General features: G+C 61.9%; 26 protein-coding genes and 1 tRNA gene. 16 read left to right on the plus strand and 11 right to left on the minus strand.

The features are described from left to right. Nucleotides 1–17: 17 nt before the first annotated feature. The 5 genes from NKJ35_RS06575 (at nucleotide 18) to NKJ35_RS06595 (ending at nucleotide 5,884) form a co-directional block, all read left to right on the plus strand. Nucleotides 18–995 (plus strand): quinone oxidoreductase family protein, encoded by a 978-nt coding sequence (locus tag NKJ35_RS06575; RefSeq protein WP_352645742.1) that lies wholly within the window; start codon nucleotides 18–20, stop codon nucleotides 993–995. Between the two features lie 152 nt (nucleotides 996–1,147). Further along, nucleotides 1,148–2,740, plus strand: coding sequence for an ABC transporter ATP-binding protein (locus NKJ35_RS06580; RefSeq protein ID WP_502904616.1), 1,593 nt, complete (start codon nucleotides 1,148–1,150; stop codon nucleotides 2,738–2,740). Beyond that, nucleotides 2,737–3,849, plus strand: a complete 1,113-nt coding sequence (locus tag NKJ35_RS06585) for an ABC transporter permease (RefSeq protein WP_352645745.1) — start codon at nucleotides 2,737–2,739, stop codon at nucleotides 3,847–3,849. The genes NKJ35_RS06580 and NKJ35_RS06585 overlap by 4 nt, the downstream gene beginning before the upstream one ends. After that, nucleotides 3,849–4,769 (plus strand): ABC transporter permease, encoded by a 921-nt coding sequence (locus tag NKJ35_RS06590; protein WP_352645747.1) that lies wholly within the window; start codon nucleotides 3,849–3,851, stop codon nucleotides 4,767–4,769. The genes NKJ35_RS06585 and NKJ35_RS06590 overlap by 1 nt, the downstream gene beginning before the upstream one ends. 47 nt (nucleotides 4,770–4,816) lie before the next feature. Beyond that, nucleotides 4,817–5,884, plus strand: a complete 1,068-nt coding sequence (locus NKJ35_RS06595) for a BMP family ABC transporter substrate-binding protein (RefSeq protein WP_352508441.1) — start codon at nucleotides 4,817–4,819, stop codon at nucleotides 5,882–5,884. Nucleotides 5,885–5,950: 66 nt separating this feature from the next. Here NKJ35_RS06595 and rimO read toward each other — a convergent pair whose 3' ends face one another. The 4 genes from rimO to NKJ35_RS06615 form a co-directional block, all read right to left on the minus strand. After that, nucleotides 5,951–7,264, minus strand: coding sequence for a 30S ribosomal protein S12 methylthiotransferase RimO (gene rimO, locus NKJ35_RS06600; RefSeq protein WP_254817221.1), 1,314 nt, complete (start codon nucleotides 7,262–7,264; stop codon nucleotides 5,951–5,953). A 149-nt stretch (nucleotides 7,265–7,413) separates the two neighbouring features. After that, nucleotides 7,414–8,073 (minus strand): TerC family protein, encoded by a 660-nt coding sequence (locus tag NKJ35_RS06605; RefSeq protein WP_254817220.1) that lies wholly within the window; start codon nucleotides 8,071–8,073, stop codon nucleotides 7,414–7,416. Between the two features lie 171 nt (nucleotides 8,074–8,244). Continuing rightward, nucleotides 8,245–8,652, minus strand: coding sequence for a DUF930 domain-containing protein (locus NKJ35_RS06610; protein ID WP_254817219.1), 408 nt, complete (start codon nucleotides 8,650–8,652; stop codon nucleotides 8,245–8,247). 96 nt (nucleotides 8,653–8,748) lie between these two features. Then, a tRNA-Ser gene (locus NKJ35_RS06615) sits at nucleotides 8,749–8,838 on the minus strand. Nucleotides 8,839–9,282: 444 nt separating this feature from the next. Here NKJ35_RS06615 and NKJ35_RS06620 point away from each other — a divergent pair. The 9 genes from NKJ35_RS06620 to NKJ35_RS06660 all read left to right on the plus strand — a co-directional run bounded on the left by NKJ35_RS06620 (nucleotide 9,283) and on the right by NKJ35_RS06660 (nucleotide 18,725). Beyond that, entirely contained in the window at nucleotides 9,283–10,029 is a 747-nt protein-coding gene (locus tag NKJ35_RS06620; protein WP_352645750.1) for a hypothetical protein, read from the plus strand. Nucleotides 10,030–10,303: 274 nt separating this feature from the next. Continuing rightward, nucleotides 10,304–11,527, plus strand: a complete 1,224-nt coding sequence (locus tag NKJ35_RS06625; RefSeq protein WP_352645752.1) for a septal ring lytic transglycosylase RlpA family protein — start codon at nucleotides 10,304–10,306, stop codon at nucleotides 11,525–11,527. 100 nt (nucleotides 11,528–11,627) lie between these two features. After that, nucleotides 11,628–12,788, plus strand: a complete 1,161-nt coding sequence (locus NKJ35_RS06630; protein ID WP_352645754.1) for a D-alanyl-D-alanine carboxypeptidase family protein — start codon at nucleotides 11,628–11,630, stop codon at nucleotides 12,786–12,788. A 64-nt stretch (nucleotides 12,789–12,852) separates the two neighbouring features. After that, nucleotides 12,853–13,527 (plus strand): dTMP kinase, encoded by a 675-nt coding sequence (gene tmk, locus NKJ35_RS06635; protein WP_352645756.1) that lies wholly within the window; start codon nucleotides 12,853–12,855, stop codon nucleotides 13,525–13,527. Further along, the gene (locus NKJ35_RS06640; protein ID WP_352645758.1) at nucleotides 13,524–14,579 is read left to right on the plus strand and encodes a DNA polymerase III subunit delta'; all 1,056 of its coding nucleotides are present in this window, start codon (nucleotides 13,524–13,526) and stop codon (nucleotides 14,577–14,579) included. Before tmk ends, NKJ35_RS06640 begins: the two co-directional genes overlap by 4 nt. Nucleotides 14,580–14,699: 120 nt before the next feature. Continuing rightward, entirely contained in the window at nucleotides 14,700–16,286 is a 1,587-nt protein-coding gene (gene metG, locus NKJ35_RS06645) for a methionine--tRNA ligase (RefSeq protein ID WP_352645848.1), read from the plus strand. Then, the gene (locus tag NKJ35_RS06650; RefSeq protein ID WP_352645760.1) at nucleotides 16,286–17,077 is read left to right on the plus strand and encodes a TatD family hydrolase; all 792 of its coding nucleotides are present in this window, start codon (nucleotides 16,286–16,288) and stop codon (nucleotides 17,075–17,077) included. The genes metG and NKJ35_RS06650 overlap by 1 nt, the downstream gene beginning before the upstream one ends. After that, entirely contained in the window at nucleotides 17,074–17,892 is an 819-nt protein-coding gene (locus tag NKJ35_RS06655; protein ID WP_352645762.1) for an MBL fold metallo-hydrolase, read from the plus strand. Before NKJ35_RS06650 ends, NKJ35_RS06655 begins: the two co-directional genes overlap by 4 nt. Before the next feature lie 167 nt (nucleotides 17,893–18,059). After that, nucleotides 18,060–18,725 (plus strand): hypothetical protein, encoded by a 666-nt coding sequence (locus tag NKJ35_RS06660; RefSeq protein ID WP_352645763.1) that lies wholly within the window; start codon nucleotides 18,060–18,062, stop codon nucleotides 18,723–18,725. 98 nt (nucleotides 18,726–18,823) lie between these two features. Here NKJ35_RS06660 and NKJ35_RS06665 read toward each other — a convergent pair whose 3' ends face one another. From NKJ35_RS06665 to NKJ35_RS06680, 4 genes are read right to left on the minus strand one after another with little or no spacing between them, the layout of a single operon-like run. Then, complete coding sequence (locus NKJ35_RS06665) at nucleotides 18,824–19,378, minus strand: DUF2076 domain-containing protein (RefSeq protein ID WP_352645765.1); 555 nt, start codon at nucleotides 19,376–19,378, stop codon at nucleotides 18,824–18,826. A gap of 33 nt (nucleotides 19,379–19,411) precedes the next feature. Further along, nucleotides 19,412–20,119 carry a Bax inhibitor-1/YccA family protein gene (locus tag NKJ35_RS06670; protein ID WP_352645767.1) on the minus strand — a complete coding sequence of 236 codons (708 nt, stop codon included), beginning with the start codon at nucleotides 20,117–20,119 and terminating at the stop codon, nucleotides 19,412–19,414. Between the two features lie 24 nt (nucleotides 20,120–20,143). Next, nucleotides 20,144–20,917: an anti-sigma factor family protein gene (locus NKJ35_RS06675; RefSeq protein ID WP_352645769.1), complete on the minus strand. Its 774-nt coding sequence runs from the start codon at nucleotides 20,915–20,917 to the stop codon at nucleotides 20,144–20,146. Continuing rightward, on the minus strand, nucleotides 20,917–21,447 hold the full coding sequence (locus tag NKJ35_RS06680) for a sigma-70 family RNA polymerase sigma factor (protein WP_352876799.1): 531 nt from the start codon (nucleotides 21,445–21,447) through the stop codon (nucleotides 20,917–20,919). Before NKJ35_RS06680 ends, NKJ35_RS06675 begins: the two co-directional genes overlap by 1 nt. A gap of 212 nt (nucleotides 21,448–21,659) precedes the next feature. On the opposite strand from NKJ35_RS06680, the gene NKJ35_RS06685 reads away from it, so the two are divergent. Next, entirely contained in the window at nucleotides 21,660–22,844 is a 1,185-nt protein-coding gene (locus NKJ35_RS06685; protein ID WP_352645771.1) for an amino acid aminotransferase, read from the plus strand. A gap of 136 nt (nucleotides 22,845–22,980) precedes the next feature. Further along, a complete protein-coding gene (gene mazG / locus NKJ35_RS06690) occupies nucleotides 22,981–23,805 on the plus strand; it encodes a nucleoside triphosphate pyrophosphohydrolase (RefSeq protein WP_352645773.1) in 825 nt (274 codons plus the stop codon). A 5-nt stretch (nucleotides 23,806–23,810) separates the two neighbouring features. Here mazG and hflX read toward each other — a convergent pair whose 3' ends face one another. From hflX to NKJ35_RS06705, 3 genes are all read right to left on the minus strand, one after another. Next, nucleotides 23,811–25,202: a GTPase HflX gene (hflX, locus tag NKJ35_RS06695; protein WP_352645775.1), complete on the minus strand. Its 1,392-nt coding sequence runs from the start codon at nucleotides 25,200–25,202 to the stop codon at nucleotides 23,811–23,813. Beyond that, complete coding sequence (gene hfq / locus NKJ35_RS06700) at nucleotides 25,203–25,448, minus strand: RNA chaperone Hfq (protein ID WP_006202172.1); 246 nt, start codon at nucleotides 25,446–25,448, stop codon at nucleotides 25,203–25,205. 145 nt (nucleotides 25,449–25,593) lie between these two features. Next, nucleotides 25,594–26,457: a D-amino-acid transaminase gene (locus NKJ35_RS06705; RefSeq protein ID WP_352645777.1), complete on the minus strand. Its 864-nt coding sequence runs from the start codon at nucleotides 26,455–26,457 to the stop codon at nucleotides 25,594–25,596. Nucleotides 26,458–26,505: the final 48 nt, after the last annotated feature.

Here is a 26,505-nt window from a genome sequence, read left to right on the forward strand (position 1 = left end):
CCCAAGAGAGCCTGAAAATGTCCAAAGCGATCCGCATCCATGCCCATGGCGGTCCGGAGGTCCTGACCTATGAGGATGCCGATCCCGGGCAGCCAGGCTCGGGACAGATCCTGGTCAAGCACAGCGCGATCGGTCTCAATTTCATCGACGTCTATTATCGCTCGGGCCTCTATCCGCCGCAGGGCGGATTTCCGCTGATCCCCGGCGGCGAGGCGGCCGGCGTGGTCTTGAAGGTCGGCTCGGATGTCGACTGGCTCAAACCCGGCAATCGCGTCGCCTATGCCGTGACCACCGGCGCCTATGCCGAGCAGCGCGTGATCGCTGCCGACCGGGTGGTGAAGGTGCCGGACGGCATCAGCGACGAACAGGCCGCGGCGATGATGCTAAAGGGCATGACGGCCGAATATCTGTTGCGCCGTACATTCAAGGTGAAAGCCGGCGACACGATCCTGTTTCATGCGGCGGCCGGCGGTGTCGGGCTGATCCTCGGCCAATGGGCCAAGCATCTCGGCGCGACGGTGATCGGCACCGCGAGTTCGATCGACAAGATCGAACTCGCCAGGGCGCATGGCTTCGACCACGTGATCAACTATCGCGAGCAGGATTTCGTCGCCGGCGTTGCCGCCATCACTGGTGGCAAGAAATGCGACGTCGTCTATGATTCGGTTGGCAACGACACATTTCCAGCCTCGCTCGATTGCCTGCGACCGCTCGGCACGTTCGTCAGCTTCGGTCAATCGTCTGGGCCGATCCCGCCCTTCAGCATCTCGTTGCTGGCGCAGAAGGGCTCGCTGTTCGCAACGCGGCCGACGCTGTTCGTCTACAATGCCAGGCGCGAAGACCTCGAGGCTTCCGCCGCCGCATTGTTCGACGTGGTGCTCAGCGGCGCCGTCAAGATCAAGATCAACCAGCGTTACGCGCTCAGCGAGGCCGGCAAGGCGCATTCCGATCTCGAAGGGCGCAGGACCACCGGGACAACGATACTTATCCCTTGAGCGCCCGCAGTTTCGGCCCGCCGACGCCGCCGTTCTTGCGAACTGCTCTTTACCGCTTGAGTTTCCGCTGAAATTCTTGAAGCTCTTTCAAGTCGTGAGGCGCTTACCGTAGAGAGCAGGGCGCGCATACGATGCTTGCGGGAACACAGAACATGTCTGGCAAACCAGATGGAGGCACCGTGAGTGCAGATCAGGACGGCGCAAACCTGCTTGAGGTTCGCGGCCTCACAAAGATATTCGGCACGCTGACAGCCTGCGACCATGTCGATCTCAACATCGCCAAGGGCGAGATCCATGCGTTGCTTGGCGAGAACGGCGCCGGCAAGTCGACGCTGGTGAAAATGCTTTTTGGATCGCTGGAACCGAATTCTGGCGAGATTTTCTGGAATGGCCAGGCGGTCAGGATCACCAGCCCAGGCACCGCAAAAAAGCTCGGCATCGGCATGGTTTTCCAGCATTTTTCCCTGTTCGAAGCGCTGACGGCGGCGGAGAACATCGCGCTGTCGCTGGATGACGGCTCGCCGATCAGCACGATCGCGGCCAAGGCGAGGGCGCTCTCCTACAGTTACGGCCTGCCTCTCGATCCGCTATCGCTGGTCGGTGATCTGTCGGTCGGCGAGCGCCAGCGTATCGAAATCATCCGCTGCCTTCTCCAGACGCCGCAACTCATCATCCTCGACGAGCCAACTTCGGTGCTGACGCCGCAGGAGGCCGATAAGTTGTTCGAGACGCTCGAACGGCTGCGTTCGGAAGGAAAGTCCATCCTCTACATTTCGCACCGGCTGGAAGAAGTCAAACGCATCTGCGACCGCGCCACCGTGCTGCGTCATGGCAAGGTGGTCGGCCATTGCAATCCGCGCCAGGAAACCGCGTCTTCGTTGGCGCGGATGATGGTCGGCAACGAGGTGCAGGCCGTGGTGCGGGCACCGGCCGAAGGTATCGAGACCGCGCCGGTGCTGCTTCAAATCCGCGAACTCACCCGCAAGCCGGCGACCCCGTTCTCGATCCCGCTCAGGAACATCAATCTTGAAGTCCGGGCCGGCGAGGTGATCGGCATTGCCGGTGTGGCCGGCAACGGCCAGGGTGAATTCTTCGAATCCGTTTCCGGCGAGGTGCTGCAGGAGGATACCGGCTCGGTCCGCATCCGCGGCAAGGATGCCGGCGGCCTCGCCATCACCGGCAGGCGCCTGATGGGCGCTGCCTTCGTTCCGGAAGAGCGGCTCGGCCACGGCGCAGCACCGCGCATGAGGCTTTCGGAAAACCTGCTTCTGTCGCGCCACGCCACCGACGGCAAGATGTTTGTCGGCGCCGGTGGAATGGTCAGGAGCGATGCGATCTATACCGCTGCTCAGCGGATCATAAAGGCAATGGACGTGCGCAAGAGCGCGCCGGATCCGGAGGCTGCGGCCCTTTCGGGCGGCAATCTGCAGAAATTCATCGTCGGCCGCGAACTCGACCGCCGGCCAAGCGTCTTGGTGGTCAATCAGCCGACCTGGGGGGTCGACGCGGGTGCGGCGGCCCACATCCGCCAGGCGCTGATCGAACTGGCGCGCAGCGGCTCGGCGGTGCTGGTGATCAGCCAGGACCTCGACGAGCTGTTCGAGATTTCCGATGCGATCACGGTCATGCACAATGGCGAACTGTCGAAGCCGCTGCCGATAGCTGAAGCGACATTCGAGAAAATCGGGCTGCTGATGGGCGGCGCCGAACCCGGTCATGCCGAACATACGCTGGAGACGGCTTGATGCGCCTCGAACTTGTAAAACGCCCGCAGCGCTCGATGCTGTTTTCGGCACTCTCGCCTTTCATCGCTTTCGTTTTGACGATCATAGCCGGTGCCATCATGTTCGCGCTGCTCGGCGTCAACCCGTTGAGTGCGTTCCGCATCTACTTCATCGAACCGATCAGCCAGGTCTGGCAGCTGCATGAGCTGGCGATCAAGGCCGCCCCCCTGATCCTGATCGCGGTCGGACTGTCGGTCTGCTACAAAGCCAACATCTGGAACATCGGCGCCGAAGGTCAGTTCATCCTGGGCGGCATTGTCGGCTCGATCTTCCCTGTGCTGTTTCCGCAGTTCGAAGGCCCATTGGTGCTGCCGCTGATGCTTCTTTTCGGCATGGTCGGTGGGGCTGCCTATGCTGCAATCCCGGCACTGCTGAAGACGCGCTTCAACACCAACGAGATCCTGACCAGCCTGATGCTGGTGTATGTCGCCCAGCTTTTCCTCGATTGGCTCGTACGCGGGCCGTGGCGCGATCCGCAGGGCCACGGTTTCCCGCAAACCATCCAGTTCAACGACTCGGCCATACTGCCGGAACTCCTCCCGGAATCCGGCCGGGCAAACTGGGGATTTGTCTTCGCGTTGGTCGCGGCGATACTGATCTGGATCCTGATGAGCCGTATGCTGAAAGGCTTCGAGGTCCGTGTGCTCGGCTCAAGCCCGAGGGCAGGGCGCTTCGCCGGGTTTGGCCTTAACCGTATGGTCTTCTTTGCCTTCCTGCTGTCGGGCGCACTGGCCGGACTTGCCGGGATTTCGGAGGTCTCGGGAGCCATCGGACAATTGCAGCCGGTGATCTCGCCCGGCTACGGATTTACCGCTATCATCGTGGCATTCCTCGGCCGGCTCAATCCGCTCGGCATCGTCGCCGCAGGCCTTGTGCTGGCGCTGACCTATCTGGGCGGCGAGGCAGTGCAAAGCGCGCTCGGCATCTCCGACAAGGTGGCGCGCGTGTTCCAGGGCATGCTTTTGTTCTTCGTGCTCGGCTGCGACACGCTCATCCATTACCGCATTCGCCTGATCGGCTTTTCCGCGCCGAAGCTCGAGGCAGCGCCGAAGCTGGAGGGAGCCCGCTGATGGACGTCACCGTCAACATCCTCTTGACGATCGCGACGGCGGCGACGCCGCTGCTGATCGCGGCGATCGGCGAACTGGTGGTCGAACGTTCGGGTGTGCTCAATCTCGGTGTCGAAGGAATGATGATCATGGGTGCGGTCGGCGGTTTCGGCGCCGGCTATCTCACCGGCTCGCCTTGGATAGGGCTGTTGGCGGCAATCACCATGGGGGCAGTGTTCTCGCTTCTGTTCGCCGTCATGACGCTGTCGCTGGCCACCAACCAGGTGGCAACCGGCCTGTCGCTGACACTGCTCGGCCTCGGGCTTTCCGGCATGATGGGGACGAATTTTGTCGGCCAGCCTGGCGAGAGGCTGCCAAACCTCGACATTCCCGGCCTGACCGCAATCCCGGTCGTCGGCAGGCTGCTGTTCGGCCAGGATCCGATCTTCTACATCTCGATCGCGCTTACCGCTGCCGTGATGTGGTTCCTGTTCAAGACCCGCACCGGGCTCACGCTGCGCTCGATCGGCGACAGCCATGCATCCGCCCATGCGCTTGGTATCCATGTCATCCGCTATCGTTATCTCTCAGTGATTTTCGGCGGGGCTTGTGCCGGCCTAGCCGGCGGCCACCTATCGCTGGTCTACACGCCGCAATGGGTGGAGAACATGACCGCCGGCCGCGGCTGGATCGCGCTGGCTCTGGTCGTCTTCGCTTCCTGGCGGCCGTGGCGGGTGCTGGCCGGCGCCTATATTTTCGGCGCGGTCTGGATCGGCCAGCTTCATGCACAGGCATTCGGCATTCCGGTCCCCTCGCAACTGCTTTCTTCGCTGCCCTATCTGGCAACCGTCGTGGTTCTCGTTCTAATCTCGCGCAACAAGCGTTTGACGATGATGAACACGCCGGCCTCCTTGGGCCAGCCATTCGTTCCGGATCGTTGACAACAAAAAGACGGAAGCTCCAAGGCTTAACTCAGAGAGGTAACAAAATGAAAAAACTGCTTATTGCCCTGCTGGCGACGACGGCCGCATTGTCGCTGGCGGCCTCAGCCGAGGCGGCGGACAAGCTGAAGGCATGCTGGGTCTATACCGGCCCGATCGGCGATTTCGGCTACTCCTACCAGCACGACCAGGGCCGCCTCGAGGTGGAAAAGGCACTCGGCGACAAGGTCGAGACCGCCTATCTCGAAAACGTCTCCGAAGGCCCCGATGCCGACCGCGCCTTCGAGCGCCTGGCGCGCGAGGGATGCAAGATCATTTTCGGCACATCCTTCGGCTTTATGGACCCGGAAGTGAAGATCGCCAAAAAATTCCCCAAGGTGATGTTCGAGCACGCCACTGGCTACAAGACCGCCAAAAATCTCGGCATCTACAATGCGCGCTTCTATGAAGGCCGCTACGTACTTGGCCAGATCGCGGCCAAGCAATCGAAGTCGGGTGTCGCCGGCTACATCGTTTCCTTCCCGATCCCGGAAGTGGTGATGGGTATTAATTCCTTCATGCTAGGTGCACAGTCGATCAATCCGAACTTCAAAGCCAAAATCGTCTGGGTGAACTCCTGGTTCGATCCGGGCAAGGAAGCCGACGCCGCCAAGGCATTGTTCGACCAAGGTGCCGACATCATCGTCCAGCACACCGACTCGACCGCTGCGTTGCAGGTGGCGGAGGAGCGCAAGCTGCACGGCTTCGGCCAGTCCTCCGATATGATCAAGTTCGCACCGCACGCGCAGCTGACCGCACTGACCGACGAATGGGGCCCGTACTACATCAGCCGGGTCCAGGCGGCACTCGACGGCACCTGGAAGCCCGACAATGTCTGGCTCGGCATCAAGGACGGCGCCGTCAAGCTGGCGCCGTTCACCAACATGCCCGATGACGTCAAGGCGATGGCCGAGGCCACCACCAAGAAGATCGCCGACGGCTGGAACCCCTTTACCGGGCCGATCGCCAAGCAGGACGGCACACCTTGGCTGAAGGAGGGCGAGGTCGCCGACGACGCCACGTTGCTCGGCATGAATTTCTACGTGAAAGGCGTCGACGACAAGCTGCCGCAGTAGGCAACCGGGAAGCACACCGAACGAAAGAGCGCCGCGAGGCGCCCTTTCATTTCGGACTGAGTGATCTCAGACCGCCGAGCCGTAGAGGTCGTAAGCGTCGGCGCGATCGATCTTGACCGTGACGATGTCGCCCGCGCGCAAGGGCCGCCGCGACTGGATATGGACCGAGCCGTCGATTTCGGGCGCGTCGTATTTGGTCCGGCCCTTGGCCGAATTGCCATGCGCCTCGTCGATCAGGACCGGCAGTCGCTTGCCAATTTTCCTGGTGAGCTGCGTTGCCGAAATCTTCTGCTGGCGCTGCATGAAGCGGTGCCAGCGGGCTTCCTTGATCTCCTGCGGCACCTGCTCGAGGCCGAGCTCGTTGGAGCGGGCGCCTCTGACCGGCTCGTATTTGAAACAGCCGGCGCGGTCGATCTTCGCCTCGTCCAGCCAGTCGAGCAGCATCTCGAAATCGTCGTCCGTCTCGCCGGGGAAACCGACGATGAAGGTGGAGCGGATGGCAAGGTCCGGGCAGACGTCGCGCCAGCTGCGAATGCGCTCGAGCGTCTTTTCGCCATGAGCGGGCCGGCGCATGTTCTTCAGCACCTGCGGCGAGGCATGCTGGAACGGAATGTCGAGATAGGGAAGAATCTTGCCTTCGGCCATCAGGGGGATGACGTCTGCGACATGCGGGTAGGGATAGACATAGTGCATGCGCACCCAGACACCGAGCTTGCCCAGTTCTTCCGATAGATCGAGGAACTTCGCCCGCACTTCGCGGTCGCCGAACATGCTGGTCCGGTATTTGATGTCGATGCCGTAGGCGCTGGTATCCTGCGAGATGACGAGGATCTCCTTGACCCCGGCCTTGGCCAGCTTCTCGGCTTCGCGCAACACGTCGGCGGCCGGCCGCGATACGAGGTCGCCACGCAGCGCCGGGATGATGCAGAAGGTGCAGCGGTTATTGCAGCCTTCCGAAATCTTGAGATACGCATAGTGGCGCGGCGTAAGCTTGACCCCTTGCGGCGGCAAAAGGTCGATGTAGGGATCGTGGCTCGGCGGTGCTGCCTCATGCACAGCCGCCATAACGCTTTCATAGGCTTGTGGACCAGTGATGGCGAGGACGTTGGGGTGTCTTTCACGAATGACGTCCGGCTCGGCGCCGAGGCACCCGGTAACGATAACCCTGCCGTTCTCTGAAAGTGCCGAGCCGATGGCATTGAGCGATTCATCGCGAGCCGAATCGAGGAAGCCACAGGTGTTGACGACGACCAGGTCGGCGCCGTCGTGCTTGCGGGCGATCTCGTAGCCTTCAGCGCGCAGGCGGGTGATAATGCGCTCCGAATCCACAAGGGCTTTCGGGCATCCAAGGCTGACGAAACTGACGCGAGGGGCGGACATCAAGCTTTTCCGGATTCAGGATTGGCGGCGCAGTACCACAGTTGTTGCCGCATTGGTATGGGCAGCGGCTGCGGCGAAACGCAACCGCCGGCATCGCCGAAGGCTCGCCGAAATCGAAGTCGCGGCCGATGCGAATTCGAGTCGATGCGTCAGCTCACCGCACTGCTGACATGCGGCAAGACTTCCACCGCGCCTCGATAGATCATATCGAGTGCGACATAGAAGATGATCAAAAGGCCGATATAGGCGATCCAGCGATGGCGGTGCAGCAGCTTGGCGATGAAGCTCGCGGCAAGGCCCATCAGCGCGATCGACAGGACGAGGCCGATCACCAGCACCTGGAAGTGATCGCGCGCCGCGCCGGCGACCGCCAGCACGTTGTCGAGCGACATCGACACGTCGGCGATGACGATCTGCAATGCCGCCTGACCCAAGGTCTTCTTACGCGCCTTGCCGGCCACCATATCATCGCTGTTGATATCGGAATTGGACAGCGCTTCGGTCGCCTCCACCTCGTCGGCATGCGACGTGCGCAGCTCGCGATACATCTTCCAGCACACCCACAGCAGCAAGATGCCGCCGGCCAGCAGCAGGCCGACAATCTGCAGCAGGGTGACGGTGATCGCGGCAAAACCGATGCGCAGCACCGTTGCCGCCACCACGCCGATGAGAATCGCTCTCTTGCGCTGCTCGACCGGCAAGCCCGCTGCGGCCAGGCCGATGACGATGGCGTTATCGCCTGCAAGCACGAGGTCGATGGCGATGACCTGGAGCAGGGCAGAGAAGCCCGCGGCAGTGAAAATTTCCATCGACTGGAAGTCCCTTGCTGGTTGGCCGACCGTTCGCGTCGAATGCCTCGAGGGCCTAACGTGTATGGTTCCCGCACGTCAAGGGACTGGTTGGAACAAGGTCGGCAATATACAGAGTTTGCGACTATCGGCCCGAAACACCTGCAAAATGCGGCCACAGGTCGCGAATGCCTAGTTATAGAGATTGTATTTGGGCCAGTCGCTTTCCGGAATTTCATCACCGATCCGGTAGCGGAGCTGCAGGACTTCCATATGGTCCGGCGCTGTCTCGCATTTGAATTTCAGCCGGTACCATTGTCCCTTGCTGCGAAACGCAGCACCCGGGCTCCTGATCGCATCGGCGCCCATTTCGGGCGTCGCAAAAGCGTAGGCGACGACACGATCGGCTTTGTATTTGCGGTCGTCGCGGGTAATCCGGTCGAGAATTTCGGCGTCGCATCGCTGCTCCAGCCGGGTTTGCGGATCGAGTTTCAGCAGGCCGGCGCGCAATGCGCTGTCCATCGCGCTGGCCGGCCAAGGCAGCGCCATCCATGCGAGGACCGCAAAAAATAACCTATTCATGGGCGGGAGAAGCACCATATTTCGGCGCAAAAATCAATCCGATCGGGGGCTCGCTCGCGTCCCGGTCATCTCGATGCAAGCCCGGGAGATTGCGTTCGGGACAAAGAGCGTCACTGGCGGAGGGAGTGGGATTCGAACCCACGGTGGGCTTGCACCCACGCCGGTTTTCAAGACCGGTGCCTTAAACCGCTCGGCCATCCCTCCAGGGTGATTTTTCAATCACTTAGGATATCGCGAGAGGAGCGGGTTCGAGCTGTCGGTACCGGATTGGCACCAGGACGTTCCCCGATCGGTTCGCGCTCCATTCCTGTAAAGCCGCATTCAACGCCAAGTCAACCGTGGCGGCCGCACCTTTCGGCGCGATCCAGGACGGTGAGCAGCGTCATGGCGAGCTGTTTGTGCCGAGTGTGGAAAATCGTTTTTAAAACCCGCACGGACTATTAATCGTTGCGCGCTGATATGTTGGGCGCATTAGGCACATGTAAGTAAATCGTCTTCTGGAGTTGAATTTTGGCCGTACTTGGCGCTCTCCCGCCCGGTCTTCGCTGTAGACCAATTCGCGAAACCGACTGGGAGGGAGTGGTCGATTGTCTGTGCAGGGGCTTTCCGGCGCGTAACCGAAGTTACTGGATCCGGGCTCTGACACGTTTGTCGAAGCGGCCTGCGGTTGCCGAGTTCCCACAATATGGCTTTGCTTTGGAGCATGCCGATCGGATCGTCGGCGTTGTGCTCACCCTTTATGCTCGCTACCAGGGGTCGGAGAGCGAGGAAATCCGCTGCAATCTTTCGAGCTGGTCAGTCGACGCAGAATTCCGTTCCTATGGCGCCATGTTGGTTGCGGCGGTTCTCAAGCGGAAGGACGTGACCTACACGAACATTTCGCCGGCGCAAGCGACATTGAAAGCCAACCGGGCGCTCGGCTTTCGGCTCTTCTCCAGCGGACAATTTACCTTCTTGCCGGCTTTAAGTTCGGCGCCGCGGTCATGTCGCGTGGTCGAAGTGCGTCCCGATCTTCCGGAACTGGCGATGCTGTCCGAGAGTGAGAGATACATACTCTCGGAACACGCCGCGCTGGGGTGCCTGTCGTTGATCTGCATCTGCGACGGAGCAGCGTTCCCCCTGGTGTTGATGCCGCGCCGAATGTTGCACGGTCTTATCCGGTGCCATCAGGTCATCTATTGCCGCTCGCTCGCGGATTTGAGCCGCTGCGCCGGTGCCATGGGGCGCTTTCTCTTGCGAAGCGGAATCCTGGTTTGCTTTGTCGACGCCAAGGAGCCGATTCCAGGTTTGGTGGGATGGTACCGCCACAACAAGGGGCTGAAATACTTCAAGGGTCCCAGACCACCCGCACCTGGAGATCTGACGTTCACCGAGCTCGTGATCTTCGGTCCCTGACTCTGCGCTCGCAGACACGCCAGGCAAGGTTCAAAGCGCGCCACGAAGGGCGTTTTGCTGATCGATAAGCGACGACTTCATCCCGACCGGCGAGACGGTCCGCGCCACAATCTCGCCCGGTTCCGACCACAATCGGTTAATACGGTGATAAACAATTCCTGCGCACAAAAAGCATTGGGGTAGGGCGTTGCCGGCGTTTCTGGAGTGGGTGCTTCGGCATCGCTGACGTTTATGCTGCGGTGCCTTCGTCGATGCTATAGGGGACAATCAAAATATGCAGACCACGGCGCGCCCGCGTCTTCGTCGCGCTTCCGCTTTCGCGCTGTTTGCCTTGTCGGCAGCGTTTCTTGCGGCATGTGCCGCGCCGCAGCAAAAGGCGATGGTCAACAAGAAACCTCGCTCCAAGGAATATTTTTCCGAAGCCGAATATGGCGTGAAAGCCAGCCCGCGAGTGATGTTCAAGACGTCTCGGGGGCGCGACCAGCTCGGCAAGCCCTATCAGGTGCGCGGCAAGTGGTATTATCCGAAGGAAGACAAACGTTACGCCAAGGTTGGCCTAGCGTCCTGGTACGGTGAGGCGTTCCACGGCCGGTTGACCGCCAATGGCGAAGTCTACGACATGGCCGATCTGACGGCGGCGCATCCGACTATGCCGCTCCCGAGCTATGCGCGGGTCACCAACATGAAGACCGGCAGCTCGGTGATCGTGCGCGTCAACGATCGCGGACCCTATCATGATGGACGCATCATCGATGTGTCGAAGCGCGCTGCTGAAATGCTCGATTATGCCAATATCGGTACGGCCGAGGTGAAGGTCGAATATGTCGGCCGTGCGCCGCTCGAAGGCAATGACGGGCAGTATCTTATGGCTTCGTATCGTCCAGGCAACAGGGCGCCGGATCCGTCGGACGGTCTGCCCAGCGGTGTCATGGTCGCCATGAATGGGCCGTCGCCAAGCCTGGCGGTGAGCGCTGCAGCCGTGCCGTTCCCCGGTCAGCTGACGAATACCGGGCAGGGATCCGATGCAGGGCCTGTCATAGCGGTGCAGGCGTCTGCTTCGGGAGACATTGTACTGCCCGATTTCGGCCCCATCGTGCCGGAGCGTCCGGAGATCACCCTGCCGGCGCAATCTCCATTCACCATGGCGTCGCTGTCTTACGCCGACGAGCGCGTGCAGCGCGCCTCCAACGCGTTTGCCGAGCTGGACGACACCGGCATGTCGCCCGCCGAGCTTCTTCAATCGTGGAAGCGGCAAGCTCCTCCAACCGGGTCGCCCACGGACTATGTCGCGGCGGGTTCGTTCGAGGATGCCGCCGAAGCCGAGCGTGTGGCTGCCCAGCTTTCCAGCTTCGGCAAGACCGAAATCCAGCGCTCGGAACTTGAAGGCAAGGACTGGTACTCGGTCAACCTCTATGCCGACGGCCGTGGCAGCCTGGACGAGATACTGCAGGCAGCGTGGTCGCATGGTGCGCCGGATGCGCTTGCTGTACGCGACTGAGCTCGGGGTTGCCTGGTTTTTCGTGCGCGATTGATCCGCCAGGCAAAAGCCTGATAGCTTCTGCCAACGTGCAAGAGCGCCGGCTCACTGGTCGAATCTGATGAAATTTTTTCGCCCTTTCACTGGGCTTATAGCGCTCGGCCTGCTGCTGCTCTCGCTTGCGCCGGCCTCAGCACAGCTTTTCGAGACCAAGGCCGCGCAGGCCTTCATGATCGATGCCGAAACCGGAACCGTGCTGTTTTCCAAGGACGCCGACAGGTTGATCCCGCCGGCCTCGTTGGCCAAGCTGATGACGATGGAAGTGGTCTTCAACGCCATCAAATCGGGGCGCATGACGCTCGACGATACCTTCGTGGTGAGCGAAAACGCCTGGCGCAAGGGCGGCGCTCCTTCGGGGACATCGACTATGTTCGCGAAACTCAAGTCGACGATCCGGCTTGAAGACCTGATCCAGGGCGTGACCGTGCAGGCGGCCAATGACGGCTGTATCGTCATCGCTGAAGGAATCGCGGGGTCCGAGGCAAACTTCGCGGCGCAGATGACCGAGCGTGCCCGCCAGATCGGCTTGCAGAAATCGACCTTCGTCAACTCCACCGGTCTGCCGGCAGATGGGCAGCAAACGAGCGTTCGCGAACTCGCGCTTCTGGCGCTGCATATCTGGCGCAACTACCCGGATCTCTACCGCTATTACGGCCAGAAGGATTTTACCTGGAACAAGATTTCCCAGAGGAACCGCAATCCGCTGCTGGCCATGGATATAGGCGCCGACGGGCTCGCGGTCGGCGCCAGCGAGCAATCCGGGTTCGGCATTGTCGGCTCGGCCAGCCACAACGGCACAAGGGTGATCGCGGCGATGAGCGGCCTGGCAAACGACAGCGAGCGTGCCGAGGAAGCGCGAAAGCTGCTCGACTGGGGTGCTCGCTCCTTCGAGAAGACTGAAATATTCGCCAAGGACGAAGTGGTTGGCGAAGCCCAGGTCTTTGGCGGCGCCAAGTCCGGAGTCGCACTAAAGGCAAAAGGACCGGTGCAGATCTTCCTGCCGATCACCAACCGCGACAAGCTCACCGCCAGGATCGTCTATGACGGACCGGTTGCCGCGCCGGTGGAGGAGGGGCAGCCGGTCGGTACGCTGCGCGTCTGGATCGGCGATACTCTGAGCCAGGAGACGCCGCTGTTTGCCGCCGAGTCGATCGGTGTCGGTTCGCTGCCGCAGCGCGCGCTCGACGCCGCCAAGGAACTGGCCGTCGGCTGGCTGCGTTAGCACCGTCGCGGTGGACCTTTTTTCCCGCCGGGACTATACGGTCCCCGAAGTATGGACAAAGGCTTTGGCGCGCGGATTTTTCATCACTTTTGAAGGCGGCGAAGGAGCAGGCAAGTCGACACAGATCGAGCGGCTGGCAAAGAAGATGCGCGCCAAGAAATACGATGTGCTGGTGACGCGTGAGCCGGGTGGCTCGCCGGGTGCGGAGGCGGTCAGGCATGTCCTGCTTTCAGGCGCAGCCGAGCCGTTCGGCCCCAAGATGGAAGCGTTGCTTTTCGCCGCTGCGCGATCCGACCATGTCGAACAGGTCATCCGGCCGGCGGTCGAGCGCGGTTCGGTCGTGCTTTGCGATCGTTTCATGGATTCTTCGCGCGTCTACCAGGGCGTCACCGGCGGCCTGGACCCGGCATTCATGGACGCATTGGAGAAGGTCGCCATCAACGGCATGGTGCCGGACATGACGCTGATCTTCGATATCGACCCCGCCGAGGGCCTGAGGCGCGCTACCGCCCGGCGGGGGAGCAGTGACGGACCCGACCGCTTCGAGAAGGAAACATTGGCTATCCACCAACGCCGGCGCGAGGCGTTTCTCGCGATCGCCGCAGCTGAACCCGAACGCTGCGTCGTCGTCGATGCGTCAGCCGACCCCGACACCGTGGAGGATATTGTTACCGCCATCGTCTTCGCGGCTCTCGAGAGGATGATGCCGGCGCAAAGAAGGCAGGCGGCGCCGGTATGATTTTCGAACGCATCGCGCCGGAACAGCACGATACGCTGGACGGGGTGCCCGAGCCATCCGAGACGCCGCGTCTTGTCGGTCACCCGCAGGCAGCCAACATGCTCGCCACCGCTTACCGCTCGGGAAAGCTGCCGCACGCACTGATCTTTGCCGGACCGGTGGGCATAGGCAAGGCGACGCTGGCCTTTCATCTGGCGCATCATCTGTTGAAGCACCCGGCCTTCGAGCAGGCGCCGGAAAGCCTTGCCGTTCCAGATCCGGCTTCGTCGCTGTTTCGCCAGATCGCCACCGGGGCACATCCTTCGGTTCTGCATCTTACACGCCCCGCGAATGACAAGACCAAGAGCTTCAAGACAGTGGTCACGGTCGACGAAATCCGCAAGGTCAGCCGTTTTCTGTCGCTGACCTCGCACGACGGCAGCTACCGGGTGGTTATCGTCGATCCCGCCGACGACATGAACACCAATGCTGCCAATGCCTTGCTGAAGAATCTTGAAGAGCCACCCGCGCGCACCTTGTTCATCCTCATCGTCCATGCGCCGGGCAGTTTGCTGCCGACGATCCGGTCGCGCTGCCAGATGGTGCGATTGGCCCCGCTCGATGCCAAGAGCTTGATGGCGGTTCTGGAGGGCATCGAGCCGCCGCCACCGGAGGATCCTGCGGCGCGCGCGGCGCTGGCGGAGCGGGCAGGGGGCAGCGCGCGCAACGCGATCCTGTTGACGCAGTATGGCGGGCTTGAAATCGCCGCCACCCTCGATGCCCTGGTGATGTCCAAAAAGATGGATGTCGCAGGCGCCTACCGTCTTGCCGAGGCGGTCGCCGGCCGCGACCAGGCAATCCCGTTCGAGATATTCAATCGCCGCGCGCTCGACCTGCTGTCGGCCGGCGCCAGCCAGGCCGCGCTCGCCGGCGATCTCGCGCGGGCCAAAACGCTGTCGGATACTTGGCACGAGGCTTTGAACGCTATATCTGAAACCGAGACCTACAATCTCGACAAAAAGCAGCACGCCCTGACCATGATCGACCGCCTGAATTCTGCAATGCGAATGTGACGGCCGCTGGCGTGGCTTTGAAGCCCCTGAGCATTGATCCCAATCAATCGCAGGAACTTCGAAGCCACCACATTGGCGTCGGATGGCAATTGCCGTTTCGACGCGATATCTCACCGCGACATCTTTCATTCAGACATTCATGACGGCTCATCCATGTCACGCGAAAAATACTACGTCACGACGCCGATCTTCTATCCGAACGGAAAGCCGCATATCGGCCATGCCTACAATGTGATCGCCAGCGACACGCTTGCCCGCTTCCAGCGGCTCGACGGCAAGGACGTCTTCTTCGTCTCGGGGACCGACGAGCACGGCTTGAAGATGCAGCAGACGGCGGACGCCGAAGGCCTGACGCCGAAGGCGCTTGCCGATCGCAATTCGGCGATCTTCCGTTCGATGCTCGAAGCGACCGGCTGCTCGAACGACGTTTTTATCCGAACTACCGAGGAGCGGCACTACAAGGCTTGCCAGGCGATCTGGACACGCATGGCTGAGAATGGCGACATTTACCTCGACCGCTACAGCGGCTGGTATTCGGTTCGGCAGGAAGCCTATTTCGACGAGGCCGAAACCAAGGTCGGCGACGACGGCGTGCGCCGCGAACCGCTCGGCTCGCCTGTCGAATGGACCGAAGAAGAAAGCTATTTCTTTCGACTTTCCGCCTATCAGGACAGGCTGCTCGCACTGTACGAGAACAGCCCGGAATTCGTCGGGCCGGCGGAGCGGCGCAATGAAATCGTCAGCTTCGTCAAATCCGGCCTCAGGGATCTGTCCATCTCGCGCACCACGTTTAGCTGGGGCGTGCCGGTCCCGGGCGACGACAAGCATGTGATGTATGTCTGGGTCGATGCACTGACCAACTACATCACCGCTGCCGGTTATCCGGATCCGGCCAGCGAGAGATGGTCTTTCTGGCCTGCAAACGTCCATGTCATCGGCAAGGATATCGTGCGCTTTCACGCGGTCTACTGGCCGGCTTTCCTGATGTCGGCTGGCATCGAATTGCCGAAGCGCGTGTTCGCGCATGGTTTTTTGTTCAACCGCGGCGAGAAAATGTCGAAGTCGGTCGGCAACGTCATCGACCCGTTCGCCATGATCGAGCACTACGGTCTCGACCAGGTGCGCTATTTCTTCCTGCGCGAAGTGCCGTTCGGTCAGGACGGTAGCTACAGCCATGATGCGATCGTCAACCGCACCAATGCCGACCTTGCCAACGATCTCGGCAATCTGGCGCAGCGCTCGCTGTCGATGATCGCCAAGAACTGTGGCGGCGTGGTGCCGAAGCGTGGCGAATTGAGCGACGCCGACCAGGCGATCCTCGATCAGGCAGATGCCGCCCTTGTCACGGCGCGCAGGACGATGGCCGACCAGGGCATCCATTTGGCGCTGGCGGCGATCTTTGGCGTGGTGGCCGAAGCCAACCGCTATTTCGCTGGGCAGGAGCCATGGGCGCTGAAGAAGACCGATCCGGCACGCATGGAAACGGTGCTGTGGACGACGGCTGAGGTGATCCGGCGTGTCGGATTGCTGTGCCAGCCCTTCATTCCAGGCTCGGCGGCAAAGCTGCTCGATCTTTTGGCGGTGCCGGCGGACAGCCGCGACTTCGCGCATGTCGCCGAACGTCATGCGCTGGTGTCCGGTACGGCACTGCCGGCGCCGGAAGCAGTATTTCCACGCTATGTCGAGCCAACGGATACAAGCGCCTGATGCTGGTCGACAGTCACTGCCATCTCGACTTTCCGGATTTCGCCGAAGAGCGGGCGACTGTCGTCGCCCGCGCCGTCGCGGCCGGCGTCGGCCGTATGGTGACGATCTCGACAAGGGTGAAGCGATTTAGCCAAGTGCTTGAGATTGCCGAGACTTTCGATGAGGTCTATTGCTCGGTGGGCACCCATCCCCACAATGCGGCGGAAGAGCTTGACGTCACTGTCGATGATCTGGTGCGGCTCTCTGCTCATCGCAAAGTGGTGGCGATCGGCGAGGCCGGGCTCGACTATTTCTACGATCATGCGCCGCGCGACGCACAGGCGCGGGGCTTTCGCACCCACATCTCCGCGGCGCGCGTGACCGGTCTGCCGCTGGTCATCCATTCGCGCGACGCCGACGACGACATGGCTGACATCCTCGAAGAAGAAACAGGGAAGGGCGCCTTCCCCTTCATCCTGCACTGTTTTTCGTCTGGGCGCAGGCTAGCCGAGATCGGTGTTGCGCTCGGCGGCTACGTTTCGTTTTCCGGTATCCTGACCTTCAAGAACTCGGCCGAGCTGCGCGCCGTCGCCGCCGATGTGCCGCGCGAGCGTCTGCTGGTCGAAACCGACGCGCCATACCTGGCGCCGATCCCGTTTCGCGGCAAGCGTAATGAGCCCGCCTTTGTCGCGCATACAGCCAAGGTGCTGGCCGAGACGATCGGCTTCAGCGAGGCCGAGATCGCTGATATCACCACGGATAATTTCTTCCGGCTGTTCAGGAAAATGCCGCGCCGGGCGCCTGACGCATGAGCGACCGGTTACGTCTTACCGTCCTCGGCTGCGGCTCATCGCCGGGTACGCCACGCATCACCGGCGATTGGGGCAATTGCGATCCCGCGAACCCCCGGAACCGGCGCACGCGCACCGCAGCGCTCGTCGAGCGGATCGCGGCGAATGGCGTCCGGACCACGGTCGTCATCGACACCGGCCCGGATTTCCGCGAGCAGATGCTGCTGGCATCGGTCAGGCGCATCAATGCGGTGGTCTATACACATCCGCATGCCGACCATATCCATGGCATCGACGATTTGCGCGGCTTCGTACTGGAGCAGCGCCACCGGATCGACATCCATGCCGATCAGGCCACCATGCTGCGCTTACGAGAGGCGTTCCGCTACTGTTTCGAAACACCGAAAGGCAGTTCGTATCCGCCGATCGTCAACGCCCATATCATCGACCACGACAGGCCGGTGGTGATCGAGGGCGAGGGCGGCGCCCTCACCCTCGAACCGCTGGTGCAGCTTCATGGCGACATCACCTCGCTGGGTTTTCGCATCGGCGGGCTGGCTTATTGCCCTGATGTCAGCGACTTTCCGGACGCGACCGCCGAGCGCTTGCGCGGCTTGGACGTGCTGGTCATCGACGCGCTGCAATACACCGTCCATCCGAGCCATCTGTCGCTTGGCCAGGCGCTTGGCTGGATCGAAAGACTGGCGCCGAAGAACGCGGTGCTGACGCATATGCATGTGCCGCTCGACTACGCCACGGTAATGGCCGAGACGCCGGCCAACGTCGAGCCTGCTTATGACGGCATGACGATCGAAATCCCTTACGAATCAGCGTGAAGGAGCAAGTTTTTACGGCTGGGTTTCTGAGTGGATCTCGCAAGGTGCATGAAACCAATTCTCGCTCGAAAACCGGCCCAGCGGCTTGCGGGTGCCACTTCCACGCCACATCCTTATCTCCCATTTCAGTTCCATAATCTATCTTATGCGACCAGGGCACGCGGGAGTTGGACAAGGGTTTCCGTCCAGCTGCCGACGGCCAGGCGCGAAGATTCGCAACCGGCATGCTACGGTTGCGAATCATGAAGCGACTTGGGCTCTTCACAAGTTTCGTCCTAACCCTCGCCTGCGTGCTCACTGGCGCGCGAGCGCAGGACCTTGATCGTGCGCCAGGCGAGAACGACCTGGCTTTCGCCAAACGTGTTGTCGGGTTCGCCGACAATGCTGATCCGCACACCACAGCCGTGAGCTGGAGCGGCCTCCAGACACTCTTCGTCGATTACCAGACCGCTGAGGACTATCCGGAACGCCCGCTCGTCGCGCTGCAACGGCTAGATGACAACAGATATCGCGCAATCCAGGTCACGATCGGTGAACAAGAGGGCGACACGCCGGACATAGCGCTCGGCCTCGCCAACGCCGACCACGACCCGGCAAAGGAACTGATCGTGATACTTTCCTGGGCTCAGATGCACTACGATGTCGAAGGGACGCTCTACGAAGTTCGCATCTTCGATGGCCCCAAGTCAGGCCAGAAGGCGCTGACTCAATTGAAAGCGAGCCGGAAGTTCGACGCCACATGCGACTGCCATTGGCGCGACGGCACAACGAAGCACTTCCGCTTCAAGACGATCGCAGCGGTCAAGACTGAACTGAGGCGCCTGGGTTATTAGCCGCCGGCGAGGGCTCGCTTCCCGGATGCTGCCCTCGCCATCTCGACTATGCTGACCCGCAATCGTCACCAGCGCCGGCACAGGCACAGGGTCGCTCGTCAGAACTCCATATCACCGAAGTCACCGCCATTGTCGGAGCTGGCATCGCCTGCCTGATCGGCTTCGTCCGGCTGCGGCGTCGGCTGTTCAGCTGCCTTCGCTTCGCTGCCGCCAAACATGCCGGCGATCGCGTTGCCGAGCAGCACTCCGCCGGCCACGCCCATCGCGGTCTGCGCAGCGCCAGCAAGAAAACCGCCGCCTGCCCGCTGTGGCGTGTCCTGCGGCCCTTCAGTTGCAACGGAGGCGGCGCGCCCTACCCGCGGAACCGAGCCCGAGCGCGTGCCGCCGCTGCGGCCGAAGAAGCTGCTGAGCGGTCCACCGCCGGCGGGCTGCTGCGCCTGCTCTTCCAGTTCTTCGATGCGCGCCTGAGCTGCGTTCAAGGCCTGCTCCTGCACCACGATCGTCTGGGCCATGTAATATGGCGCGCCAGGCTGCCGGCCGATCTGATCCTGGATGAAGCGCTCTGCTTCCGCATCGCGCGGCGGCGCCTGGCGCTCGACATTTGCCAACTTCTCGAAGAGGTGTCCGATCGCCTGTTGATCGTTTCTGTCCATGGATATCCGCCTCCGGTCGTGGTCCGACGCCGGCTATTCGCGCTCGCCGGTGAAGTTCAACAGCAGTTGGAAGATGTTGATGAAGTTCAGATAGAGCGAGAATGCACCGAAGACAGCGAGCTTCTGCTGTGATTCCGCACCGAAGTTTTCCGCATACTGCTCCTTGATAGTCTGGGTATCCCAGGCGGTGAGGCCGATGAAGACGGCGATGCCGATCACCGAGATCGCGAACTGGAGCGCGGTCGAGCCCAGGAAGATATTGACGATGCTGGCGATCACCACGCCGATCAGGCCCATGATCAGGAACGACGAGAACTGCGTCAGGTCGCGTTTGGTCGTGTACCCGTAAAGGCTGGTCGCGCCGAACATGGTGGCGGCGATGAAGAAGGTGCGTGCGATGCTGGTGCCGGTAAAGACCAGGAACACGGAAGCCAGCGACAGCCCCATGACCGCGCAGAATGTCCAGAACATCGCCTGGGCGCCGGCCGCCGACATCGTCTGCATCCGGAACGAGAACAAGAGCACAAAGGCCAGTGGTGCCAGCATAACCACCCATTTCAGCGGTGTGGAGAAGATCGGCACGTAAAGCGCGGGTGTGGAAGCCACCACGAACGCGATCACGCCCGTAACGACGAGGCCAAGGCCCATGTAGTTGTAGACGCGCAGCATGTGCCGGCGCAGGCCTTCGTCGTAGACGGCTCCGGCTCGGGCTCCGGCCCCGATATATCCGAGATTGTTCATGTGGTTCTCCTTCTTGAAGGTCGATCAGTAAAGCGTCTTGGCGAGCGCTTCGGCGGTGAGATCTATGCCTTGGATGTCGCTACGTGCGACGACCGCGTAGGCGACCTCGCCGATCTGGAAATAAGCTGAGGAAACGTCGCCCGAGGGAACGACAGTCGGCTTGACGACGTCGAACGTCCCGGGCCTGATTGCGAACAACGAGACCAGCCCCATCTCTTTCGTCTCGACAGCCATCTCGACGCTCGGGCCGAATTGCGATGGGTAGATCTGCACGTCGCGGACCGTCCAGTCCGCTGGCAGCGATGGCATAATGATCGCCGTCGCGGCGCGAACTTCGTCGGCATTATAGCCGGGCGCTTCGGGTTGCGACGACATCGCCTCGCGCACGAGCGTCGTGCGGTGCGCCCGGACCGCGTCCTCCACATAGGCGGGCGGATGGGTCGAAGCGACGACTTCCGTCACCGATATCGGTCCGATGAGCCCGTTCGCAAGCCAGCCGGCGGCGACGAAGACAGCGACTGCCGCCGCTCGCTGCAAAGCACCAAGGACGCGGCCGCGCGCCAATCCCCGCTCCAGCCGCCGTGCGGCATCGGCCGTCGCGGGCCGCGCCATGCCTTTCGATCCGGCAAGCGCCACGCGCAATTCGTCACGCATCCGCAGGTCGGACATCACCCGTGCGGCCGCCTCCGGGCGGGCCGAAAGGAACGCCTCGACCTCGATGCGACGCGCCATGTCCAGCTGATCGTCGACATAGGCGTCGAGATCGGTGTCGGTCACGGGATCGCGCAGTTGGTTCATCATCGACCTCCGACGATCTTCAGATGGCCTTTCGCCCGTGCCGGTGCCGCGTCCTCCATCTCGCGAAGTGCCGCACGTGCCCTGCCGATGCGCGACATCAGCGTGCCAAGCGGCACGCCGCTAACCTCGGCCGCCTCGCTGTAGCTGAGCCCCTCGATGGCGACGAGATGCAGCGCGCAACGTTGCTCTTCCGGCAATGTGAAAAAAGCGTCGCGCACCTGTGCCAGACGGACCGAATGTTCCTGCGCAGCCTGGACGCTGGCCTCGGCGAGATAGCCGGCCTGTTCGATGCGCATTGCTTCGGATTTGCGGGATCGCAAGCCGTCGATGAACGCGTTGTGGACGATCGACAGCAGCCATACGCGAAGGTTTCCGCCGGAGCGGAAGCTGCCGCGTCGCTCATAGGCACGCACCAGCGCATCATGCACCAGATCCTCTGCATCGGCGCTGTCGCGTGTCAGCGAGCGTGCATAGCGGCGCAGTGAACCGAGCTGTCCCAGAATGTCGAAGCGTGGCATCGGCCGTTTCATGTCCTGTTTACGGAGCAGGTCGGAATTTTAATCCCGCTCTCCCCGAATTTTTCGGCTCGCCGCGCTCTCTCTGGGAGATCTCGCGCCTGCCCTCGCCCGGCAGATAGTATCGGCCGCCCTCGAGGCAAACCGACGCCGAGTTGGCGCATATGAAACTGCTGGCAAAGCACGGCCGGTTTGCGTATCACTCCGCCGCCAACGGAAACTTGTCGATGTTCGAAAATCTCCAGCCCGCGCCTGCCGACAAGATCCTGGCCTTGATCGGCCTCTATCGCGCCGACCCGCGTCCCGACAAGGTCGATCTCGGGGTCGGCGTCTATAAGGATCGCGACGGCAAGACGCCGGTGATGCGCGCGGTGCGCGAAGCCGAAAAGCGGTTGCTGCACGGCCAGGATACCAAGACCTATCTCGGCCTTGCCGGGGATACCGCCTTCAACGCGGCGATGGCCAGGTTGGTGTTCGGCCCAGCCGCCGACATGACACGCATTCGTGCGGCGCAGGCGCCCGGCGGCTCCGGCGCGCTGCGGCTGGTGGCAGAGCTGCTGAAAAGGACCCGCACCGACGCGATGGTCTGGCTGTCGGATCCGACATGGCCGAACCACGCGCCGGTGATGCGCGCCGCTGGCCTGCAGACACGCGAATATCCCTATTTCGACGCTGCTTCTGGTGCGGTTCGCTTCGACGACATGCTGAATGCATTGAGAACCGCGAATCCTGGCGACGTCGTATTGTTGCATGGCTGTTGCCATAACCCGACGGGCGCCAATCTAGACATCTCGCAATGGGCTGCCATTGCCGATCTTGTCGTTGAGCGCGGCCTGCTGCCCTTTGTCGACATCGCCTATCAGGGCTTTGGCGACGGGCTTGATGCGGATGCCGCCGGCTTGCGCCTTCTGGCGGCAAAAGTTCCGGAAATGGTCGTTGCCTCGAGCTGCTCGAAGAACTTTGCGGTCTATCGCGACCGAGTCGGTGCAGCGCTGATCATGGCGAAAGACGGCGCGCAGGCGGATTTGGCGATGGGCCAGATGCTGTCGGCGGCACGTGCCATGTATTCGATGCCGCCGGACCACGGCGCGGCGGCGGTGCGCATCGTGCTCGAAGACCCCGCATTGCGTTCCGATTGGGAGGCAGAGCTTGAAGAGATGCGGCTGCGCATGCTGCGGCTGCGCGTCCAGTTCTCCGAGGCGCTGCGCCGGCAGTCCAACTCCGACCGCTTCGATTTCGTCGCCAGCCATCGCGGCATGTTTTCCCGGCTCGGCCTATCGGAAGAGCAAGTCGAGCGGCTGCGCGCCGAGCATGGCATCTACATGGTCGGCGACAGCCGCATCAACGTTGCCGGGCTGCCCGAGGACGGCATGGATGCGCTCGCCAAGGCGATCGTCTCCGTGCTCGACTGATGCTTTTGCTAACTAGGATCTTCCGGAAACCGGCTTCCACTTTCGTATCATGGTCTGGCGACCCATCTGTGGACAAGGCGCCCTCACCGGCTGAAGCCGTTGGCCGCACAGCCGTGTACAGGATAGCGTTTCCTAGATGAAACCCTCGAAAGACATTTCCCGGCTGATCGAGATCATGGCAGCGCTGCGGGCGCCGGAAACTGGTTGCCCGTGGGATATCGAGCAGGACTTTTCGACAATCGCGCCATACACGATCGAGGAGGCCTACGAAGTGGCGGACGCCATTGCGCGCGGCGACCTCGACGATCTGCGGGACGAGCTTGGCGATCTCCTGCTGCAAGTGGTCTACCACGCGCAAATGGCCGAGGAGGCCGGCGAATTTTCATTCGGCGATGTGGTCCAGGCCATCACCACAAAAATGATCCGCCGCCATCCCCATGTCTTCGGCGACGACAAGGCGCGCAGCGCCGGCATGGCCAAGGGCATGTGGGAAAAGATCAAGGCAGAGGAAAAGGCGGAGAAGCGCAGTGCGCGCCTCACCCGTGGGCTCGACCCGGAAGACCATGGCAAGGGCTTTCTCGACAGCGTGCCGGTCGCGCTGCCCGCGCTGACCCGGGCGCTCAAGCTGCAGGAAAAGGCCGCCCGCGTCGGCTTCGACTGGAGCGAGGCGGCACCGATCCTCGAAAAGATAGAGGAGGAGATCGGCGAATTGCGCGAAGCGCTGGCCAAAGGCGACAGCGCGCCGATCAAGGATGAGTTCGGCGACATGCTGTTTGCGGTCGTCAATCTCGGCCGGCACCTCAAAATTGATTCCGAAGCGGCACTCAGCGGCACCAACGAAAAATTCCGATCGCGCTTCCACTATGTCGAGCGGACGCTGCAAGCGTCGGGAAACAGCCTCGAAGAAGCGACGCTGGACGAGATGGAAGCGCTCTGGCAGCAAGCGAAAAGCGCGAAGTAAGGCCCCTACCCGTTGTTTTGACGGCGCAATCGGCTTTCGATCTCCTGCCGGGCGCTGTGCGTGGCCTTGAGCGCGATGGTCACGCTGCCATCCTCATTGTCATCACGCGAGGCGATGTCGCCGTTGCGGTAAAGCCAGTCGACGACGGCGAGTTGGTCGGGCTTGAGCGTGACGGTGAACGTCTCCAGTTCGCCCGACATCATCGTCTCGATGATCGCCTTCAGCGCATCGATGCCCTCGCCGGTCACCGCCGATATGGCGATTGGCGGTGCCTTCTTGCCGTCAGCACCATCAGCAAGCAGCCGCGCCCGGTTGCCCTCGTCGAGCCGGTCGATCTTGTTCCATACTTCGATGACTCGCTTGCTATCGCGGGCATCGACGCCGAGATCGGCAAGGATGCGCTCGACATCTTCGGCTTGCGCGGCCGTATCGGGATCGGAGATGTCGCGCAGATGAATGACGAGGTCTGCCTCGACCACTTCCTCCAGCGTCGCCCTGAAGGCCGCGACCAGATGCGTTGGCAGGTCGGAAATGAAGCCGACCGTATCGGAAAGGATGATCGGCGTACCGTGCGGCAGGCGCACGCGGCGCAGCGTCGGGTCGAGCGTGGCAAACAGCATGTCTTCGGCCAGCACCCCTGCTCCGGTCAGCCGGTTGAACAGCGTCGACTTGCCGGCATTGGTGTAGCCGACGATCGCCACCACCGGAAATGGCACCTTCTTGCGCTTGGCGCGGTGCAGGTCGCGGGTGCGGCGCACGGTTTCGAGCTCGTGCTTCAGCTTGGTGATCTTGTCCTGCAGCACACGCCGGTCCGACTCGATCTGGGTCTCGCCAGGACCGCCGAGAAAGCCGGCGCCGCCGCGCTGGCGCTCGAGGTGGGTCCAGCTTCGGACAAGGCGGCCCTTCTGGTAGTTGAGATGGGCAAGGTCGACCTGCAGCGTGCCTTCCTTGGTGCGGGCGCGTTCGCCGAAAATCTCCAGGATCAGCCCGGTGCGGTCGAGCACCTTGGCGTTCAACTCTTTTTCGAGGTTGCGCTGCTGTACCGGGGTCAGCGGATGATCGACAATGACCACTTCCGCGTGGCCCTCTTTGACGATCTCGGCGAACTCCGCGACCTTGCCGCTGCCGAGCAGGGTCGCCGGACGTGGATCATTGACGGTCACCACCGCCGTGTGGACCAAGTCAAGGTCGATGGCGCTGGCGAGGCCGACCGCCTCGTCGCGACGGGCCTCGGCGGAACGGGTCAGGCGCGGACGATTGGCATCGTCGTCGCCACGCGGCTGCCGGGTAAGCACCGGCACGATGACCACCGCCCGGGTCCGACCGTTGGCCTCTGTCCCGGTCTGATGTGCTGGTTTTCCGCGAACGCTGCGGTCCGCGTCTTTCTCACGTGCCAATCAGGCGCCCTGGCTTTCCTCACCATCGAACATCTGAACCGGCTGGCTCGGCATGATCGTGGAAATAGCGTGCTTGTAGACAAGCTGGGAATGGCCGTCGCGACGCAGCAGAACGCAGAAATTATCGAACGAAGTGACCACGCCGGTCAGCTTCACGCCGTTGATGAGAAAGATGGTGAGTGGGTTTTTGCTCTTGCGAACTGAATTCAGGAACAGGTCCTGAAGATTTTGCGATCGTTCCGCCATTGTTCTTGTCTTTCGCCGATCCCCTTCGGTTTGCAGGCCAATGCGCCAAATTAGCCGGCACATGTCAAGCACGCAAACACCATCTTGCCGTCAGTAACGACAAGCAGAACGAGATATATTGATGTTCTTTCCATCTGTGCGGTTATCAGGCTGGACTTTTTTCCGCAACGTCAAAAAAGGCCTGCCGTAATGAAACTGTTATCGAGCCCGGGTGGCCGTTGGCGACGGGAGCGCCATCGATCGCCACCACCGGCATGGCAATCGTGGTTGCAGAGCTGATGAAAACCTCGCGCGCGGCCTTGGCTTCGGCAACCGAAAAGCCGCGCTCCTCAATCTTCAGGCCGAGCTTGGCGGCGACATCGAACAGCGTCGTGCGGGTGATGCCGCGCAGGATGCCGTGCTCGGCGGGCCGTGTCACCAGCACGCCGTCCCTGGTGATGATCCACGCGTTCGACGATCCACCTTCCTTGACGGTACCGTCAACATCAACGAACCAGGCCTCCTGAGCGCCGGCTTCTTTGGCTTTCTGCTTGGCCAGCACGTTCGGCAGCAGGCCGACCGACTTGATATCGACCCGATCCCATCGGTTCTCTGGCACCGTGATGACCCGGATCCCGCTCTCGGCCCGCTTCGCGGCAACTGCAGGATCGGCTTTTTTCGCGATCACCACCAGCGACGGCTTCGTGCCCGCCGGCGGGAAGAAAAACTCGCGGCTGGCGACGCCGCGTGTCACCTGGACGTAGACCAGGCCGTCGACGACACGGTTGCGGCGCACCACCTCGCGCATGACGAGCGGCAGCACGCCGCGCGTGATCGGCCAATCGATCGAGAGTTCGGTAAGCGAGCGGTTCAATCGAGCGAGATGGCGCGGCATGTCGACGATGAAGCCTCGTGCCACCTCGCAGACCTCGTAGACGCCATCGGCGAATTGATAGCCACGGTCTTCGATATGCACGGAAGCTTCGGCGTGAGCGACATAGCGCCCGTTCACATAGGCAATGCGCGGCATGGCTAATCCCTGGAGGAAGTCCCAGCTTTCTTAAGCGATTCCAAGACC

The organism is Mesorhizobium sp. M0136, assembly GCF_040322515.1.
GTDB lineage: Bacteria > Pseudomonadota > Alphaproteobacteria > Rhizobiales > Rhizobiaceae > Mesorhizobium.